Source organism: Kutzneria sp. NPDC052558 (assembly GCF_044547355.1).
Taxonomy (GTDB): domain Bacteria; phylum Actinomycetota; class Actinomycetes; order Mycobacteriales; family Pseudonocardiaceae; genus Kutzneria.
Window position 1 is genome coordinate 85,699 of the sequence record NZ_JBIUAG010000037.1, and the last position, 16,445, is coordinate 102,143.

Below are 16,445 nucleotides of genomic sequence, written 5' to 3' on the forward strand. Positions count from 1 at the left end.
GCCCCCCCCCCCCCCCAAACCACCCCCCCCCCCCCCCCCCGGGGCGGGGGGGGCGCCCCGCCCCCCCCCCCCCCCCCCCCCCACGCCCCTCAGCGGATCCGCGGCGGCAGTGGTCCGCCGACGAGAGCCGGGATTGCCGTTTTGGCCTGAGGGTTCGACGGCAGAGTGTGGAAGAGGATCGGGCGGTCGTCGGGGTCCCGGAAGACGACCACCCAGATGCCGGTGGTCAACAGCGCGGTCGTCGGGTCGGTTCCCGCCTTGTGCGCCGGGTCGACCACCGACCAGTCGCGGAAGGCGGGGTTGCCGGGGGCGACCGGGCCGGTGCGGTAGATGTATCCGTCGTTGGCCTTGACGGTGACCTCCACGGAGTTGTCCGCGGTGAGCGAGGCCGACGGCGCGCCGGCGGCGGTCAAGCTGGGGGTGGTCGTCCACGTGGTGGGCCAGGTGCCGTCGGCGTTCTGGCGGATGGCGCGCACGGTCTTGTCGCTGTCGTTAAGGGCGAACACCTGCGTGGTGCCATCGGACCGGGTCACCACGGATGGCAGGGTCGAACCGACCAGGCCGGCCAATTGGGTCCACGAGCTGAGCGTGGCGCCGGTCAGCGTGGCAGTGTTGAGCCGGCCGTTGGCGTCCAGGGCGAACAGCCGAATGAGGCTGCCCTGCACGACGGCGGTAAGCGTGTTCCTCATGCCCGTGCTGCCCAGGCTCTGCCACGCGGTGAGTTCGCCGTTCTTGGTTGCCTGCGGCCGGAACCAGAGGCCGCCCTGGTCGTCGAGACCGAACGCGACCAGCGTGTTGTCGGGCTTGCGCACGATCGTCGGCTCGGTGGGGAAGTAGCCGCCAGCGGGGCTGAGTGTGGGCCAGGTGCCGCCAATCGCGGCCTGTGCGGAGCCGCGGATCTCGCTGTCGCCGCCCAGGGCGAACGTCTGCGCGCCGCCGTTGTCGTTGAGCGCGGCGGCCACGCGCCCGGTGGAGCCGCTGTAGCCGGGCAGTGCGGCGAACTGGGCGGTGTTGTTGTCGTTGACGTTGGTCTGGTCGCCCGCGACGACGCTGCCGTCCTTGCCGACGTAGTAGTACTCCAGTCGACCTGAGGCGTTGGCCAGCAGCGTCGTCGCGGCCTGGCTGACGGGGGTGACGTGGGGCTTACCCGGCAGGGTCATCGGAGTGCTGCAGGTGTTGGAGACGGAGGCGATCAGCCAGCTCGGATCCCAGCCCCAGCCCAGGTTGTTGCCGCCGGCCCAGACGCCGGTGGCGTCGGTGTAGTGGTACCAGAGCATGTCGCCGTGGGGGTCGACCGTGTGGCCGTAGAGGGTGTCGCCGCCCGGGGAGAACATGCCGCTGAAGATGTTCCAGCCGGAGCTGAGGACCTTCTGCCGCTGCAGCCAGCGCTGCGAGTTGGCGTCGTACCGGTAGCGGTAGAGCTGGCCGCTGTTGAGGCTGGGGTCACGGGCGTAGAGGACGCCAGGCCCGGCGGCGAGGATGAGGTCGTAGTTGCCCCAGTTGGTGTCGACCTCGCGTTCGACGATCTTGCCAGCGGCGGGGTCGTACCGGGCGACGTGGAGGTTGCCGTCGTTGGGCACTTCGTAGATGTTGCCGAGCGAGTCGACGGTGATGCGATTGCGGACCGAGGGGCTGTCCCAGCCGGTCCAGTTCTGGCCGATGACCAGGTAGGGGTCCCAGCCGGTGCCGTTCCAGTGGTAACGGCGGAATTCGCCGTTGTGCAGGAGGTTGTAGACGTCGCCATCGGGGCCGCCCAGCAGAAGGCCGCCGCTGGGGCCGCCGACCACGGTCGGGCCGGTCCAGGTGGAGGAGCCGCCGACGGGATCGGTGTGGTCGTAAATGCGGGTGGATCCGTCGGGAAGCGCGGCGACGATCTGCGTCGGGCCCGTGCACGTCGTTGCCGAATCCGCGTGCGCAATGGAGATCGGGCTGGCGATCGACAGTGTCGCGGTGGCGGCGAGAACGGTCGCGGCGAATCTGTGGCCGTGTGTTCTCAATGTCCCCCCTGAATTGTGTTTTGCTTGATGGGCGACCCGACTCGGCCGGCCGGAGCGGACCGTACAGGATCGTCGTGACGTTTCTATGACGCGCCCCGTGCGGTCGTTCGCGTTACATGATAAGCGTCCCATCGGGCTAACCAATTGCCTCCTTGACGGCACCATCAGGGCGTGTTAGACCAATTTCACCTTGCCTTTACCTGGCCGGTTGCCGCATCCTGTCGGCGTGCCGCCTGGGGGCGGTCCACAATTTCAGGGGGGATCTACCGTGGCATCTGCCGGTGGTCGGCGCGCCCGCTTACGGCGCGCCCGTGTCGTGGTCAACCTGCTCGTGGTGGTGCTGGTGGTCGCGGTGTTCGGGCCAACCGTCGCCCAGGTGACGCCACCGCTGTTCGGCGATCTGCACGCGCTCGCCGACGCGCTGTCCTTGGCGCCCAGGCAACACTGGGGCTCGGCCGAGGACGCCGCGAACCAGCTACCGGGCGAGCATGACCACGTCGTGGCCACCACCGCCGGCAATCAGCAGGCCGCCCGCGGCCTGCTGGCCGACTACCCGGCGATCACGTTCCCGGCGGCCAAGGCGAAGGCCAACACCGCCAGCGTGAGCGTCGGTCCGACCTCGGCGCGTGGCTTCGATCCGGCCACCAGCAAGAAAGATCCTGCCCAGGGCGGCCGGTACGAGACGACCTATCGCAACGCCGACGGCACACAGACCACCGAGTTCAGCAAGGACCCGGTTAACTACCGCAAGCCCGACGGCAGCTGGCAGCCGATCGACACCGGTCTGGTGCCCGACGGCAACGGATGGCGCAACGCCTCCGACGAGGTGTCATCGCGTTTCGCCGGCCAGGCCGGGAGCAACGGCATGGTCAGCTTCGGCCTCGACCGCGACCACGTGTTCGGTTACGGACTCGACGGCGCGCGGCCGGTGGCCGGCCAGGTCGAAGGCAGCACCGTCACCTATCCCGGGGTGTTGGCCGACACCGACATGCGGCTGGACGTGCAGCCCGGCGGGGTCAAGGAATCGCTGGTGCTGGCCTCGCGCAACGCGCCCCATAGTTTTCTGTTCCCGTTGCAGCTCAAGGGTTTGACCGCGAAGCTGGTGGACGGTCGGATCGCGCTGGTCGACGCCTCCGGCGCGGAGAGGGCGAGTGTCCCGGCCGGGTCGATGTCGGACTCCAGCCGCAATCCGCACACCGGCGACCCCGCCACCTCCACCGGCGTGGCCTATCACCTGGTGCCCGGCGGCCTGCGGATCGACCTGGACCAGAACTGGCTCAACGACCCCGCCCGCGCCTATCCGGTCGTGGTCGACCCGACGGTGCTCCCGGTCGGGTCCAGCGCGTCGATGTACGTGCAGAACGGCGTCCAGAACGACGGCGGCACCGAACTGAAGACCGGCTTCGACGGCGACGACAACATCCACGCGGCTACCTACCTGAAGTTCGACGGCATCGAAAACACCCTGCGCAACGTCAAGGTCTTCGGCGCCAAGCTGTGGATGGTCAACGACTGGGCCTGGTCGTGCGTGCCGAGTCCGGTGTACGTGCACGCGGTCACCTCGCCGTGGAGCAACAACCCCACCTACGGCCCGGAGCTCTCCGAGTCGTCATTCGCCCACGGCTACATCGCCTCCGGGCACAGCAAGTCCGACTGCCCGGTCGCGGGCGAGGGCATCGACCTCGGCCCGGCCGGCCGCGACGTCGTCCAGGCGTGGGTCAACGGCACCATGCCCAATTACGGCCTCACCGTGCGCGGCTCCGACACCGACAGCTACGGCTGGAAGAAGTTCACCGGCACGCGGACGGCCAACCCGCCCAAGCTGTTCGTCACCTACACGAGGGTCAACGCCGACTACAACATCACCCAGCCGGTGCCGGCCCCTCCGGTCACCCGCACCGAGAGCGGCCAGATCAAGATCACGGTGACCAACCGCGGCGCCGACGCCTGGAGCCACGACGGTTACGCGCTGGGCTATCGGGTGTACAGCGCCGGAGGTGGCCTGGTCGGCACTGTGGAGGCCGCGCAGCTGCCCGGTGACGTCGCGCGCGGTCAGTCGGTCGATCTCACCGCCACCATCCAGCCGCTGCAGCCCGGCGACTACTACCTCGACTTCAGCATGTTCCAGCGCAACGGGCCGATGTTCACCGACGAGCAGATCCCGCCGGCGCGGCTGATGCTGCACGTCTACGACATCGCACCGGTGATCGGCGAACAATACCCACCCAACGGCTACTCCGCGCCAACGCTGACCCCGCAGCTGTGGGCCCACGGCGTGGACATCGACGCCCTCCCCGGAAGCACGCTGCAGTACCGGTTCGAGGTGTGCGAGCGCGACAGTGCGGGCAACGCGGTCAACTGCTTCGACTCCGGGCACATTTCATCGCAGACGTGGACCGTGCCGACCGGGAAACTGGTGTGGAGCAAAACGTATGTCTGGCGGGTCTTCGCCTTCGACGGCAACTCAGAGTCCCCGAAGCTGCCCGACAGCGCCCTGTTCGAGTCGGTGCCGCAGCCCGAGATCACGTCGCACCTGGGCAACGCGCCCTACAGCACCGATAACAACGACTTCGACCCACAGGTGGGCAACTTCTTCCGCAGCGCGGTGGACGCCTCGCTGGCCACCAGCGGCCCGTCGATCTCCGTCGCCCGCACCTACAACAGCCTCGACCCACGCCGCAACCTGGCTTTCGGCGAGGGCTGGGCGACGCAGTACGACATGTCGGCCCTGCCGGACAACGACAACTCCGGCAACGTGCTGGTGACCTACCCGGACGGCCAACAGGTGCGCTTCGGCCTCAACCCGGACGGCAGCTACGCCGCCCCGGCCGGCCGCTACGCGGTGCTGACCCATCCCACCAGCGCCGAATGGGATCTTGTCGACAAGGCCGGCGCGACCTACCGGATCGTCAACGGCCACCTGGCGTCCCTCAAGGACAGTCACGGCCAGCAGATCGTGCTCGACTACACCAACAACCGGCTCAGTGCCGTGCACCAGCCGCCGGTCGCCGGCCGGACCCCTCAGGGCATCTCGTTCACCTGGACTGGTTCCCACGTGACGTCGGTGACGACGAGCCCTGGCGGCAGCACGCTCCTGACCTGGACCTACACCTACGACGGCGACAAGCTGACGAAGGTCTGCGACCCCAGAGGCGGCTGCACCGTCTACAACTACGAGTCGGGCACGCATTACCGCAGCACCGTGCTGGACACCAAACCCGACTCCTACTGGCGTCTGGGCGACCCGGCCGGCGCCGGCGCGGCGACCAGCCAGGTCGGCATCAACCTGGGCGCGGACCAGGGCAAGTACAAGGACGTGACACTCGGGACGGCCGGGCCTACCACCGCGTCGACGGCGGCCACGTTCAACGGCACCTCCAGCGCCGTGACGCTCCCGAACGGCGTCCTGCGCAAGAACCGCGACATGGCGGTGGAACTGTGGTTCCGCACCACCACAGGCGGCCCGCTGGTCGGCTACCAGAACCAGCCGTTGGGCGGCGACACGGCGCCGACCGCGGCCGCGCCGATGCTGTACGTCGGCACCGACGGCAAGCTGCGCGGGCAGCTGTGGACCGGGCACATCGCGCCGATCACCACCCTCGGCACCGTCAACGACGGCAAGTGGCACCACGTGGCACTGACCGGCGCCCTCACCACCCAGCTGATGTACCTGGACGGCCAACTCGTCGGCCAACTCAACGGAGCCATCGACGCCCTCGACATGACCGACAACCAACTCGGCGCCGACTTCATCGTCAACCCGGGCGACTGGCCGGGCACCACCGGCGGGCAATGGCAGCACTTCACCGGCGACCTCGCCGAGGCCGCGTACTACGAGCACCCCATCGGGCAGCCGTCGATCGCCGCGCACGTCGCCGCCGCGGCCGGCGCCGACGAGCTCGACAAGATCACCCTGCCCAGCGGCAAGGTCGCGGCGACCGTGACCTACGACCTGCCCGACGACCGGGTCCACCAGTACACCGACAGCAACGGCGGCCTGTGGACCCTCGGCGTGCCGGCGATCAACGGCACCCCAGACAACCCGATCAAGGTCACCTCCGTCATCGACCCGGGCGGACGGACGCACGAATACGACTACGACCCGCTGCGCGGGCGCATCGTCCGGTTCGTCGCCCCGCTGGGCGTCGGCATCCGACCCGAGGACCGCCCGGTCGACCCGACCACGCCGACGACCACCACCGACACCTGCACCACCCCAACCGACGGCGGCCCGATCCTGTGCGGCGGACCCGTCGGCGGAGGCGGCGGCACGACCGGCGGCGTGGTCGACGGCGGCGGCGTGCGCACCTACACCTACGACAGCGCGGGTTTCCAGAGCACGGTCACCGACGAGAACGGCGACCAGGTCAGCCTCGGCTACGACAAGCGCGGCAACACGGTGTCCCGCAAGACGTGCCGCACAGCACAGACCGACTGCCAGACCGCGTACTTCAGCTACTTCCTCAACTCTGACAACCAGACCGATCCGCGCAACGACAAGCTCACCGAAAGCCGTGACGCGCGGTCGGCCAACGCAACCGACGACACCTACAAGACGACCAACACCTACAACGCCGCCGGACAGCTGGCGACCCAGACCACGCCCGACGGGGCAGTCGTCACGCACACGTACACGACCGGCCGCGAGAGCATCAACCCGTCGACCGGCATGTCCGGCACGCAGACGGGGATCTGCCCCTGCGCGCCGCCCGGCCTAGTGCTGACGTCCACCGACGCGATCGGCGCGGTGACCACGTACAGCTACGACGTCACCGGCTACCTGATGCAGGTGACCGCGCCGACCGGCATGGCCACCAGGTACACCTACGACGGCTTGGGACGGACGCTGACCCGGACCCAGGTCTCCGACAGCCAGCCGGCCGGGGTCACCACGACCTACACCTACGACGCGCTGTCCCGACTGGCCACCGTCACCGAGCCGGCGACCACCGACGCCGTCACCGGCGTCAAGCACACCCTGCAGGCCACACTCGGCTACGACGCCGACGGCAATGTCACCTCGACCAGGGTCGACGACCTCACCGGCGGCGACAAGACCCGCACGAGCACGAACTCCTACGACGGACACGACCGGCTGATCAAGCACACCGACCCGGCCGGCAACTCCACCAGCTACGGCTACGACAGCTTCGGCAATCGCGTGTGGACGGTCGACCCAGCCGGCACCAAGACCAAGTACCTGTACACGGCCCGCAACCAGGTCGCCGAGGTGCTGGTCGCGGCGTGGACCGGCGACCCGGTCGGCGCCGTCGCGGCCCCCGGCGGCGACGGCGCCGCAGCGGACACCACACCCCACGACGACCTCGTGCTGCGCTCGTATGCCTACGACCTCGGCGGCCGGCTGGTCCGCGCCAGCGACGCCATGGGGCGGACGCTGAACTACACCTACTACGCCAACGACCTGACCCACCAGGTCATCGCGAAGGACTTCCACAACCCCAACGGCACCACCAAGGACCTGGTGCTGCAGGACTACAGCTACGACGCCGCCGGCAACGTGGTGAAGAGCGTCACCGGCGACGGCAAGGTCACCACGACCACGTCCTACGACCCGGTCGGCCGCATCTCCTCGACCACCATCGACCCCGACATCCTGGCCCGCACCACGCACTACACCTACGACCTCAACGGCAACATCACGCGGGTCGACCGCACCGGCAACAGCTCCAACATCGGCGACCTGACACCGACCGTGAACGAGGTCGTCGACTACGGCTACGACGCCGCCGGACGGCAGACCAGCCAGTCGGTGCACAACGGCACCTCACTGCTGACCACCTCCTACGGCTACGACCAGCGGAATCTGGTCGTGTCGGTCACCGACCCACGCGGCAACGTCGCCGGCGCCGACCGGGCCGCGTTCACCACCAACTACGGATACGACGAGCAGGGCCAGCAGGTCAGTACGACACTGCCGCCCGTAGCCGCCGAGTCCAAGGGCGGCACGCCGGCCACGGTGCGCCCAATGTCCCAGCTGGGGCTGGATTCCTTCGGCGAGCCCGTCGAGCTCAAGGACCCGGTCGGCGACATCAGCCACGTCGGCTACGACGCCGACGGACGGGTGGTCACCCAGTCCGGGCCCGTCTACACGCCGCCGGGCGGCACCGCGATCACCCCGACCAGCACCACCACCTACGACGTCGACGGACGGGTCTCGGCGACCACCGACCCACGCGGCAATGTCACCGGCTACAACTACGACCAGCTCGGCCGGCTGGTGCAGCGCCACGACCCCGGCAACCGCACCTCGGTCTTCCAGTACGACCACGACGGCGAACTGCTGCAGGCCACCGATCCCGGCGGCGCCACCACCACCTGGACCTACGACGACCTCGGCCGCACAATCACCAGCACCCAGGTCGAGCGGTCGTCTCAGCCCGGCGCCTTCACCACCAAGTACGGCTACGACAACCTCGGCAACACCATCTCGATCGAGTCGCCGAAGGGCGAGACCGTCGGCTTCAGCTACGACGCGCTCAGCGAGATGGTCACGTACACGGACGCGGCCAAGGTGGCCACCCAGTTCGGATACGACCTGTCCGGCCGCCAGGTCCTCGCCTCCGATGCCAAGGGACGCAAGCACTGGACCAGCTACGACCAGGCCGGTCGCCCTGTGTCCACATCGGACTGGAAGGACGGCGGCACCCGCCTGCGCGGCACATCGGCCGGCTTCGACCCGGCCGGCGACCTGGTCTCCGCGACCGACGCGCTCGGCCACACCGCGACGTTCGACTACGACGCGGCCGGCCGGCTGACCAGGCAGACGGTGCCGACCACCGACACCGACTCGATCAGCCAGACCTTCGGCTACGACGCCGACAGCCGGCTGACCCGCAGCACCGACGGCCGCGGCAACTCCACCATCACCGGCTACAACAGCCTGGGGCTGCCCGAGACCGTCACGGATCCGGCGACCAAGACCCAGCCGGCCAGCACCTGGACCGCAGGGTACGACGCCGCCGGCAACCAGATCTCGCTCGCCGCTCCCGGCGGGGTCACCACGACCAGCAGCTTCGATGAGCTCAACCGGCTCACGAAGCAGACCGGCGCCGGCGCGGAGGCGCCGACCACCGACCGCGTCCTCGGCTACAACGACGCCGGACGGATCAAGACCGTGTCCGCGCCGGGCGGCGACATCACCATCAACTACGACGACCGCGGCGACGTGCTGTCGGCCACCGGCGGCGGTGGCAACGCCAGCTTCACCTACGACGCCGACGGCCGCATGACCACCCGTGCCGACGCCTCCGGCACCGCCCGGTACAGCTACGACAAGGGCCGCGTCAGCGGCATGACCGACGCCGCCACCGGCGTGCTGGAGACACCGCAGTACGACGAGGCCGGCGATGTCTCCGGCGTGCTGTACTCCTCGGGGCAGAACCGGACCTACGGATACGACGACCTGGACCGGCTCACCTCCGACACCCTCAAGACTGCTGTCGGCACGGTCACCTCGTCGATCGGCTACGGCTACGACCTCAACGACAACCTGACCCAGAAGACCACCACCGGCACGACCGGAGCCGGCACGAACACCTACACCTACGACTTCGCCGACCGCATGAAGTCGTGGACCGCCGGCAGCACGACCACGCAGTACAACTGGGACGCCGCCGGCAACCGGATCCAGGCCGGCGGCAAGACCGCCACGTTCGACGAGCGCAACCGCCTGCTGTCCGACGGCGACTACACCTACACGTACACACCACGCGGCACCCTGGCATCGCGGACCAGCTCGGGCCTGACCGAGAACATGTCCTTCGACGCGTTCGACCGGCTGGCCAGCGACGGCCACAACACCTACACCTACGACGGTCTGGACCGGGTCGCCACCCGCAACGGCTCGGCGATGAGCTACTCCGGGCCCAGCAGCGCGCTGGCCAGCGACGGCACCACGAACTTCAGCCGGTCCCCCGACGGCAGCCTGCTGTCTACCGCGCAGGGCAACGACAAGCAGCTCGCCGTCTCCGACGCCCACGGCGACGTCGTCGGCGGCTTCCAGCCCGGCGACGGCAACACCGGTTTGTCGCGCTCGACCTCCTACGACCCGTTCGGCCAGGTCACCTCGTCGTCCGGAGCCAAATCGTCCGCCGGGTTCCAGGGCGCCTACACGGATCCGGACTCCGGTCAGGTCGACATGAACGCGCGGTGGTACACACCGGGCACCGGGACGTTCGCCTCACGGGACACGGTCGACGGAAATCGTTACGCCTACGGCAACTCCGCGCCGCTGAACTACACCGACCCCGACGGCCACTCGCCGCTGATGTGCGACGGCCGGCCATGCGACGTCTGCGTGACCCAGGTGGGGACCTCCTCCGATCACTGCGGCGGAGGCGGGGGCGGTGGCGGCGGTGGGAGCGGTGGCTCCTCCTGCGGCGGCTCCACCGACCCGTCGCAGCTCGTGTCCTGTGAGAACGGTTGCGGCGACTCCGGGGGCGGCGATTATCAGCTCGACGCCTACTGCCTGGGCGACAGCGGCGACGGCGGCAGTGCCAGCGGGACCATCGGCCAATCCGGGGGCAGCGGATACCTGCCGGGCAAGTGCAACACCAACTGCGGCAGCCGTGGCGGCAGCAGCCGGCCCGCGCCACCGGACCCGGCCATCGCCGCCCGGGCGGCCGAGAAACGCGCCGCCGAGAACAACCCGATCCCCATCCCGTCCGCGATGTACCAGCCCTTCTACGCCCAGCAGTCCGAGGTCGTCTCCACCACACCCGATCTGCCCGCGCAGCAGGTCAGCCAGCTGCAGAACCCCGTCAGCGACATCGACAAGTCCTACGCGGCCATGCAGGCCAAACTCGTCGCCGACCAGGGGCCGGTGGTGCAGAACGTCAGCGCCGCCGTGCAGCAGGCCTCGGCCTCGTCCGGCGACTTCTGGGGCAATGTCGGCGATGCCGCCGCATCAGCCGTCAAGTTCGTGTGGGACGGGATCACCACCCCCTTGATGGATGCGTACCACTGCCTCCACAGCGTGGTCACCACCCTGGACGTCCTCATTGCACACGGCCGATGGCAACCCAATAACGGCTATGGCCCGGAGTACGAATACTGCGCGTCGACCGCGATCGACATCGGTCTTATGGCGGTCACCCCCGAGCTTAACCTCGTCAAGCCCCTCTTGAACTCTCCCGCACTGGAGAGCCTGCTCAAGGGCGCCCGCGGCGCGGTAGGACCGGCCGTCGGCGGCGTGCTCGACACTGCGATCAACGGCATTCCCGGGTTGAAGAACCTCTTCGGCAAGGCCGAGGACGGCCTCAGCAGCGCGTTGTGCGCGCTGTTCAACAGCTTCACCGCGTCCACACCGGTCGAGATGGCCGACGGCTCACAAAAACCGATCTCCGACGTGCATGTCGGCGACCAGGTCCTCGCCACCGACCCCACCACCGGGCAGTCGGCCGACAAACCGGTCACCGATGTGATCGTCGGCCAAGGGCTTAAGCATCTCGTCGACGTCACCGTCGTGGACCCCGACGGCGGCCAAGGCTCAGTCACGGCGACAAGCAACCACCCGTTCTGGGTCGACAGCCAGAAGACGTGGATCAACGCCGGCAACCTCAAGACCGGCGAACGCCTCCGCACCGACGACGGCCACTCGGTGACTGTCACCGGCCTGCACACCCACGACGAGACCACCCAGGTGTACAACCTGACCGTCGACGGCACACACACCTACTACGTGGGCACCGGGGACGCCCAGGTACTGGTCCACAACGCCGGGTGCTTCGACCCAACAAAAACGGGTGCCGGACTCCCGAAATTTACCCCCAAAGGTCCCACATCAGGCACAGGGGTGGCCGCAGATGGCCGAACCTACAACTTGATAAGCGGCAACAAGCTTAACGACGCACGCTTGATAGACATCATTAACGACAAACTTCAAAAAAAGGGCATCCTGAAAGGGTCGTCAACATCGGCGCGCGCCAGCGACGTTGAGCAAAAGTTTGCGGCAATCATGATCCGGGACGGAATTGACAGTGGCGATGTAATAATAAACAACCCCGACGGACCATGTCGCCAGCAGCTGGGTTGTGATGCCGTGCTCGACGCACTTCTCGACAAGAAGACGCTTACGGTACACTGGCCCGACGGAAGTGGTGGGTGGCTATCAAAGCCGTACGGAGGACATTAATGACGCGCCGCATCAAAGCGTACTATCGCAAGGAAAACATCGATGTGCGCCCAATGCTCACCACCCCCGAAGATGTCGACCAACTAATCGACACACTCCTCGCCGACCCAGATGGTTGCAGCATGGCAGAACTGCACTCGCTGGATCGCCCTTTACTGCCGTCCGGGTTTCCAGACCACGAGCTGCTAGTTGGAGCGGACGGCAACCTGAAGGTAGGCGTTCTGGAGTTCATGGACGCCACAGGAAACTCCGTGACGCTCGGCAACTCAGAGGGGCGAGGGGAAATCTCTTACTACATCGGAAACACGGCAACCGAATTTCCCGCCCGTTCCGAGGTTCCCGTCGAGCTCGTACGTCAGGCCGTTAAGGAATTCTTGACTTCCGGCGGCCAGCGGCCCACTTGCATCGAGTGGCAGGTGCCCGAAATCTGGTGATAAACATAGCGGCAAGCCATTTCGGTAACGGTTAAAAGATCACCGAAGCCGGGTCTAACTGATGCTGGTCGAGGTGTCGCACCGCGCCTCACCCAGCATCAGGTCACTAATTTTTCGCTATCCAGCTCCACCGATCTCCGACGTGCATGTCGGCGACCAGGTCCTCGCCACCGACCCCACCACCGGGCAGTCGGCCGACAAGCCGGTCACCGATGTGATCGTCTTGTCGGCCGAGGCCTGAAGCATCTCGTCGACATCACCGTCGTGGACCCCAACGGCGGCCAAGGCTCAGTCACGGCGACAAGCAACCACCCGTTCTGGGTCGACAGCCAGAAGACGTGGATCAACGCCGGCAACCTCAAGACCGGCGAACGCCTCCGCACCGACGACGGCCACTCGGCGACTGTCACCGGCCTGCACACCCACGACGAGATCACCCAGGTGTACAACCTGACCGTCGACGGCACACACCTACCACGTGTCACCGAGCGGGATCACGTTGCTCGTGCACAACGGTGCACCGAACGGACCGTCCAGCAAGGACTGCAGCAATGCCAAGGTGCCGAGTGGCCGGGTCTACGAGCTTCGCCTGATGTAGGAACTTGGCAGCGAAGACGGGTTCAGCGTGGGTGGACGGCAGTTTGACGGCAAGTACACTGCCAACGGCAAGGAGATCTGGTACGAGGCAAAGTCGGGCAACTATTGGCAGTTGGTGACAAATAACCCGGACAAGTGGCAGGATTTTACGTCCACAATGGGAAGGTTGAAGCGGATCACGGACAGCAACGGCAAAGATTTCATGCTCTACTCCGAGAATCAGATCCCAGACCAAGTCACAGACTGGCTCAAGAAAAAGGGGATCCCGTATGAGGTGCGCTAATTACACCGAGAGGGCGTCATGAGCCGCAGCACTACACTCGGCTTCAAATTCGACCAGATGCCAGATTTTATCGAAATTGTCGCCGCCGTACGCACCAAGGGCGGAGTGTTCGCTATCGACGAAAAGCTTTTCTTTGTGGAGAACTCGAACGGCATGTACGACTGGATTTTCGGCGATCCCATCGACGAGTCGTCCATACTTGCCCTGCTTGCCGAAAAGTCTGCTGCTAGTGTCGAGGTTGGCATCCGTGTCGCATGGCCGGATGCCAACCGTGGCGGCACCGTGCTCGTTTATCCCAGCCTCAACCAGATCTCATTCATGCCGGATGCCGGGTCACCCGCCGTCCCCAGCGCGCCTGAGTTCACTAGCCTCGGATGGTTCCTCGACCGGTTGACCGCAGATTTCGCCCCATTGGGTCTACAATCAGTCACGGCCAGCGACATCCCGTGATCGAAGCTGCAGGCGGAGGGTGGGCTCAACTCGATCCTCCGCAGAACAGCGAACGTCATGCGCCCATCAGTAGTTCGGCGTAAGCGGCCCAGAAGGAGCTGCCAAGAACAGCCCTAACAAAAGCCGTCGAAACGATACGAAAGTATTGATGACGTATCACATCGAGGTGCACTACGTTGTCGCCGCGAGCGCTAGGATGGTCCGCGCAATGGCACTCCGGCGGCGACGCAGTGGTCGTCTCGGCCTCGTCCGGCGACTTCTGGGGCAACGTCGGCGATGCCGCCGCATCAGCCGCCAAGTTTGTGTGGGACGGGTTCACCGGCACCTTGATGGATGCATACCACTGTCTCCACAGCGTGGTCACCACCCTGGACGTCCTCATTGGACACGGTCGATGGCAACCCAACAATGGCTATGGCCCCGAGTACGAAAACTGTGGGTCGACCGCGATCGACATCGGTTTACTCGGGCTCGGCCCTGAGCTCAAAATCATCAAGCCTTTCGCGAATTCTGCAACACTGGAGAGCCTGCTCAAGGGTACCCGCGGCGCGGTAGGACCGGCCGTCGACGGCCTGCTCGACTCGGTGATCAACGGCATTCCCGGGTTGAAGAACCTATTCGGCAAGGCCGAGGACGGCCTCAGCAGCGCGTTGTGCGCGCTGTTCAACAGCTTCACCGCGTCCACACCGGTCGAGATGACCGACGGCTCACAAAAACCGATCTCCGACGTGCATGTCGGCGAGCAGGTCCTCGCCACCGACCCCACCACCGGACAGTCGGCCGACAAACCGGTCACCGATGTGATCGTTGGACAGGGCCTCAAGCATCTTGTCGACGTCACGATAGGTGATGGCGGCGCAACGGCGTCCGTCACAGCTACTGAGAACCATCCATTCTGGGTCGACAACCTGTCTAAGTGGGTCGATGCCGGGCAGTTGGCGATGGGTGAGAAGTTGCGCACCGATAGCGGCCGCGAGGTCACTGTCGTCGCATTGCACCGCTATGACGAGAACACCAAGGTGTACAACCTGACCGTCGACGGCGCACACACCTACTACGTGTCCTCTGGTGGGCTCACGGTCCTAGTACACAATGGGCCGTCCCCTAACTCCAAGGACTGCGGCAAGCCAGGCGTCTACGCTGGTCGCGCGTACGAGCTTCGTCTGATGAAGGAGCTCGGCAGCACTGATGGGTTCACGTCCGGCGGGCGACAGTTCGACGGGAGGTACACGACCAATAGCAAGGAGATGTGACATGAAGCCAAGTCTGGCAACTATTGGCAGATGTTGCTAGATAATCCAGACAAGCTTCAGAAGTTCAAATCCACGACCGGTCAGGTGCGAGACATCGCGAGCAGCAACGGTGCCAATTTCATGATCTACTCGGGAGAATCAGATTCCAAGCGAGATTACAGATTGGCTCGACAAGAAGGGGGTCAAATATGAGGTACGTTAACCTATTTAAGGATGCACAATGAGCCGAAGCGTGAGCCTCGACTTCACATTCGAGCAAGTTCCACAGTTTGTTGAGGTTGTAAAGGTTGTACGCAAAAGCGGTGGAGGCTTTGTTGCACACAATCGGATCTCATTCATGAAAAACACGGAGATTGACGCTTACGATTGGCAGACGGCGAGCCCTGCGGCCGAAGCATCAATACTGGCAATGCTAGAAGAGAAAGCGGCCGCGAAGATAGAGGTAGGAATCTCGGTCGCCTGGAAGGGAAGCGGACACGGCGGCACGCTGCATATTCAGCCCGAGTCGAGGCGCATCTTCATTATTCCGTATGCCGATTCGCCACAGGTGGCTCCAGGATTCATCGGACTCGGCTGGTACCTCGACCGACTGACGGCAGACTTCGCCCCGTTCGGGCTGCTGTCGGTGGAGGCCAGCGACATCCCGTGATCGAAGCTGCAGGCGGAGGGTGGGCTCAACTCGATCCTCCGCAGAACAGCGAACGTCATGCACCCGTCAGTAGTAGTTCGGCGTAAGCGACCCAGAAGGAGCCGCCAAGAACAGTCCTAACAACGCGGTCGCCGCCGCCTATCTCGGGCTACGCCATCCGGCCAAGTCCATCCCCGCGGCTCGCGAGGCGCTGCGGCACGCCCATCACAGCAGCGATCTGCCCGCCCGGATCCAGGCGCTGCACATCTTGAGCGAGGCCTACCAGGCCACAGGGCAACCCGAGCTGAGCCAGACTTGCGACGAGCAGCATCTCCAACTCTCAGCGGCGCTGCGCCCTGGGGCCCGCAGGCTGGACTGTTGAGCGTTGGCCGCTTCGAGATCGACCCCGGCGGCACCGCCTACTTGGTCTGGTCGGACTACTGGTCCCGGTCGCGCTTCATAGCCAACGACTTCGTGTTCAGCATGTCGACCACCGGGACCGTGTGGACCGTCCCAGTGCGGATCACGGTCGGCGCCCCCACTAGCGTCCGTGTCGGCCGGCAACCGATCGACGCCTACGTCGACATCTACGCGACCACGAAACACATCGCCGAGGTGATCGGCAGCCTCCGGGTGGAAGGAGTCTCGGT

At 66.1% G+C, this 16,445-nt stretch carries 9 protein-coding genes and 1 pseudogene; 9 read left to right on the top strand and 1 reads right to left on the bottom strand.

The features are described 5' to 3' along the window. Positions 1-89: 89 nt before the first annotated feature. Positions 90-1,997, bottom strand: coding sequence for a tachylectin-related carbohydrate-binding protein (locus ACIG5F_RS41660; RefSeq protein ID WP_396525725.1), 1,908 nt, complete (start codon positions 1,995-1,997; stop codon positions 90-92). Positions 1,998-2,265: 268 nt separating this feature from the next. On the opposite strand from ACIG5F_RS41660, the gene ACIG5F_RS41665 reads away from it, so the two are divergent. The 9 genes and pseudogenes from ACIG5F_RS41665 to ACIG5F_RS41705 all read left to right on the top strand — a co-directional run. Further along, positions 2,266-12,150: a polymorphic toxin-type HINT domain-containing protein gene (locus ACIG5F_RS41665; protein WP_396525726.1), complete on the top strand. Its 9,885-nt coding sequence runs from the start codon at positions 2,266-2,268 to the stop codon at positions 12,148-12,150. Then, positions 12,150-12,584, top strand: a complete 435-nt coding sequence (locus ACIG5F_RS41670) for an Imm1 family immunity protein (RefSeq protein ID WP_396525728.1) — start codon at positions 12,150-12,152, stop codon at positions 12,582-12,584. The genes ACIG5F_RS41665 and ACIG5F_RS41670 overlap by 1 nt, the downstream gene beginning before the upstream one ends. A 61-nt stretch (positions 12,585-12,645) precedes the next feature. Continuing rightward, positions 12,646-12,825 (top strand): hypothetical protein, encoded by a 180-nt coding sequence (locus tag ACIG5F_RS41675; protein ID WP_396525729.1) that lies wholly within the window; start codon positions 12,646-12,648, stop codon positions 12,823-12,825. 23 nt (positions 12,826-12,848) lie between these two features. Beyond that, positions 12,849-13,229 (top strand): polymorphic toxin-type HINT domain-containing protein, encoded by a 381-nt coding sequence (locus ACIG5F_RS41680; RefSeq protein ID WP_396525730.1) that lies wholly within the window; start codon positions 12,849-12,851, stop codon positions 13,227-13,229. Then, positions 13,210-13,464 carry a hypothetical protein gene (locus ACIG5F_RS41685; protein ID WP_396525731.1) on the top strand — a complete coding sequence of 85 codons (255 nt, stop codon included), beginning with the start codon at positions 13,210-13,212 and terminating at the stop codon, positions 13,462-13,464. Before ACIG5F_RS41680 ends, ACIG5F_RS41685 begins: the two co-directional genes overlap by 20 nt. 18 nt (positions 13,465-13,482) lie before the next feature. Next, a complete protein-coding gene (locus ACIG5F_RS41690) occupies positions 13,483-13,914 on the top strand; it encodes a hypothetical protein (protein ID WP_396525732.1) in 432 nt (143 codons plus the stop codon). 230 nt (positions 13,915-14,144) lie between these two features. Continuing rightward, entirely contained in the window at positions 14,145-15,167 is a 1,023-nt protein-coding gene (locus ACIG5F_RS41695; protein ID WP_396525733.1) for a polymorphic toxin-type HINT domain-containing protein, read from the top strand. 232 nt (positions 15,168-15,399) lie between these two features. After that, positions 15,400-15,816 carry a hypothetical protein gene (locus ACIG5F_RS41700; protein WP_396525734.1) on the top strand — a complete coding sequence of 139 codons (417 nt, stop codon included), beginning with the start codon at positions 15,400-15,402 and terminating at the stop codon, positions 15,814-15,816. Positions 15,817-16,173: 357 nt separating this feature from the next. Beyond that, positions 16,174-16,445 (top strand): annotated as a pseudogene (locus ACIG5F_RS41705) (hypothetical protein); the annotation flags it as partial.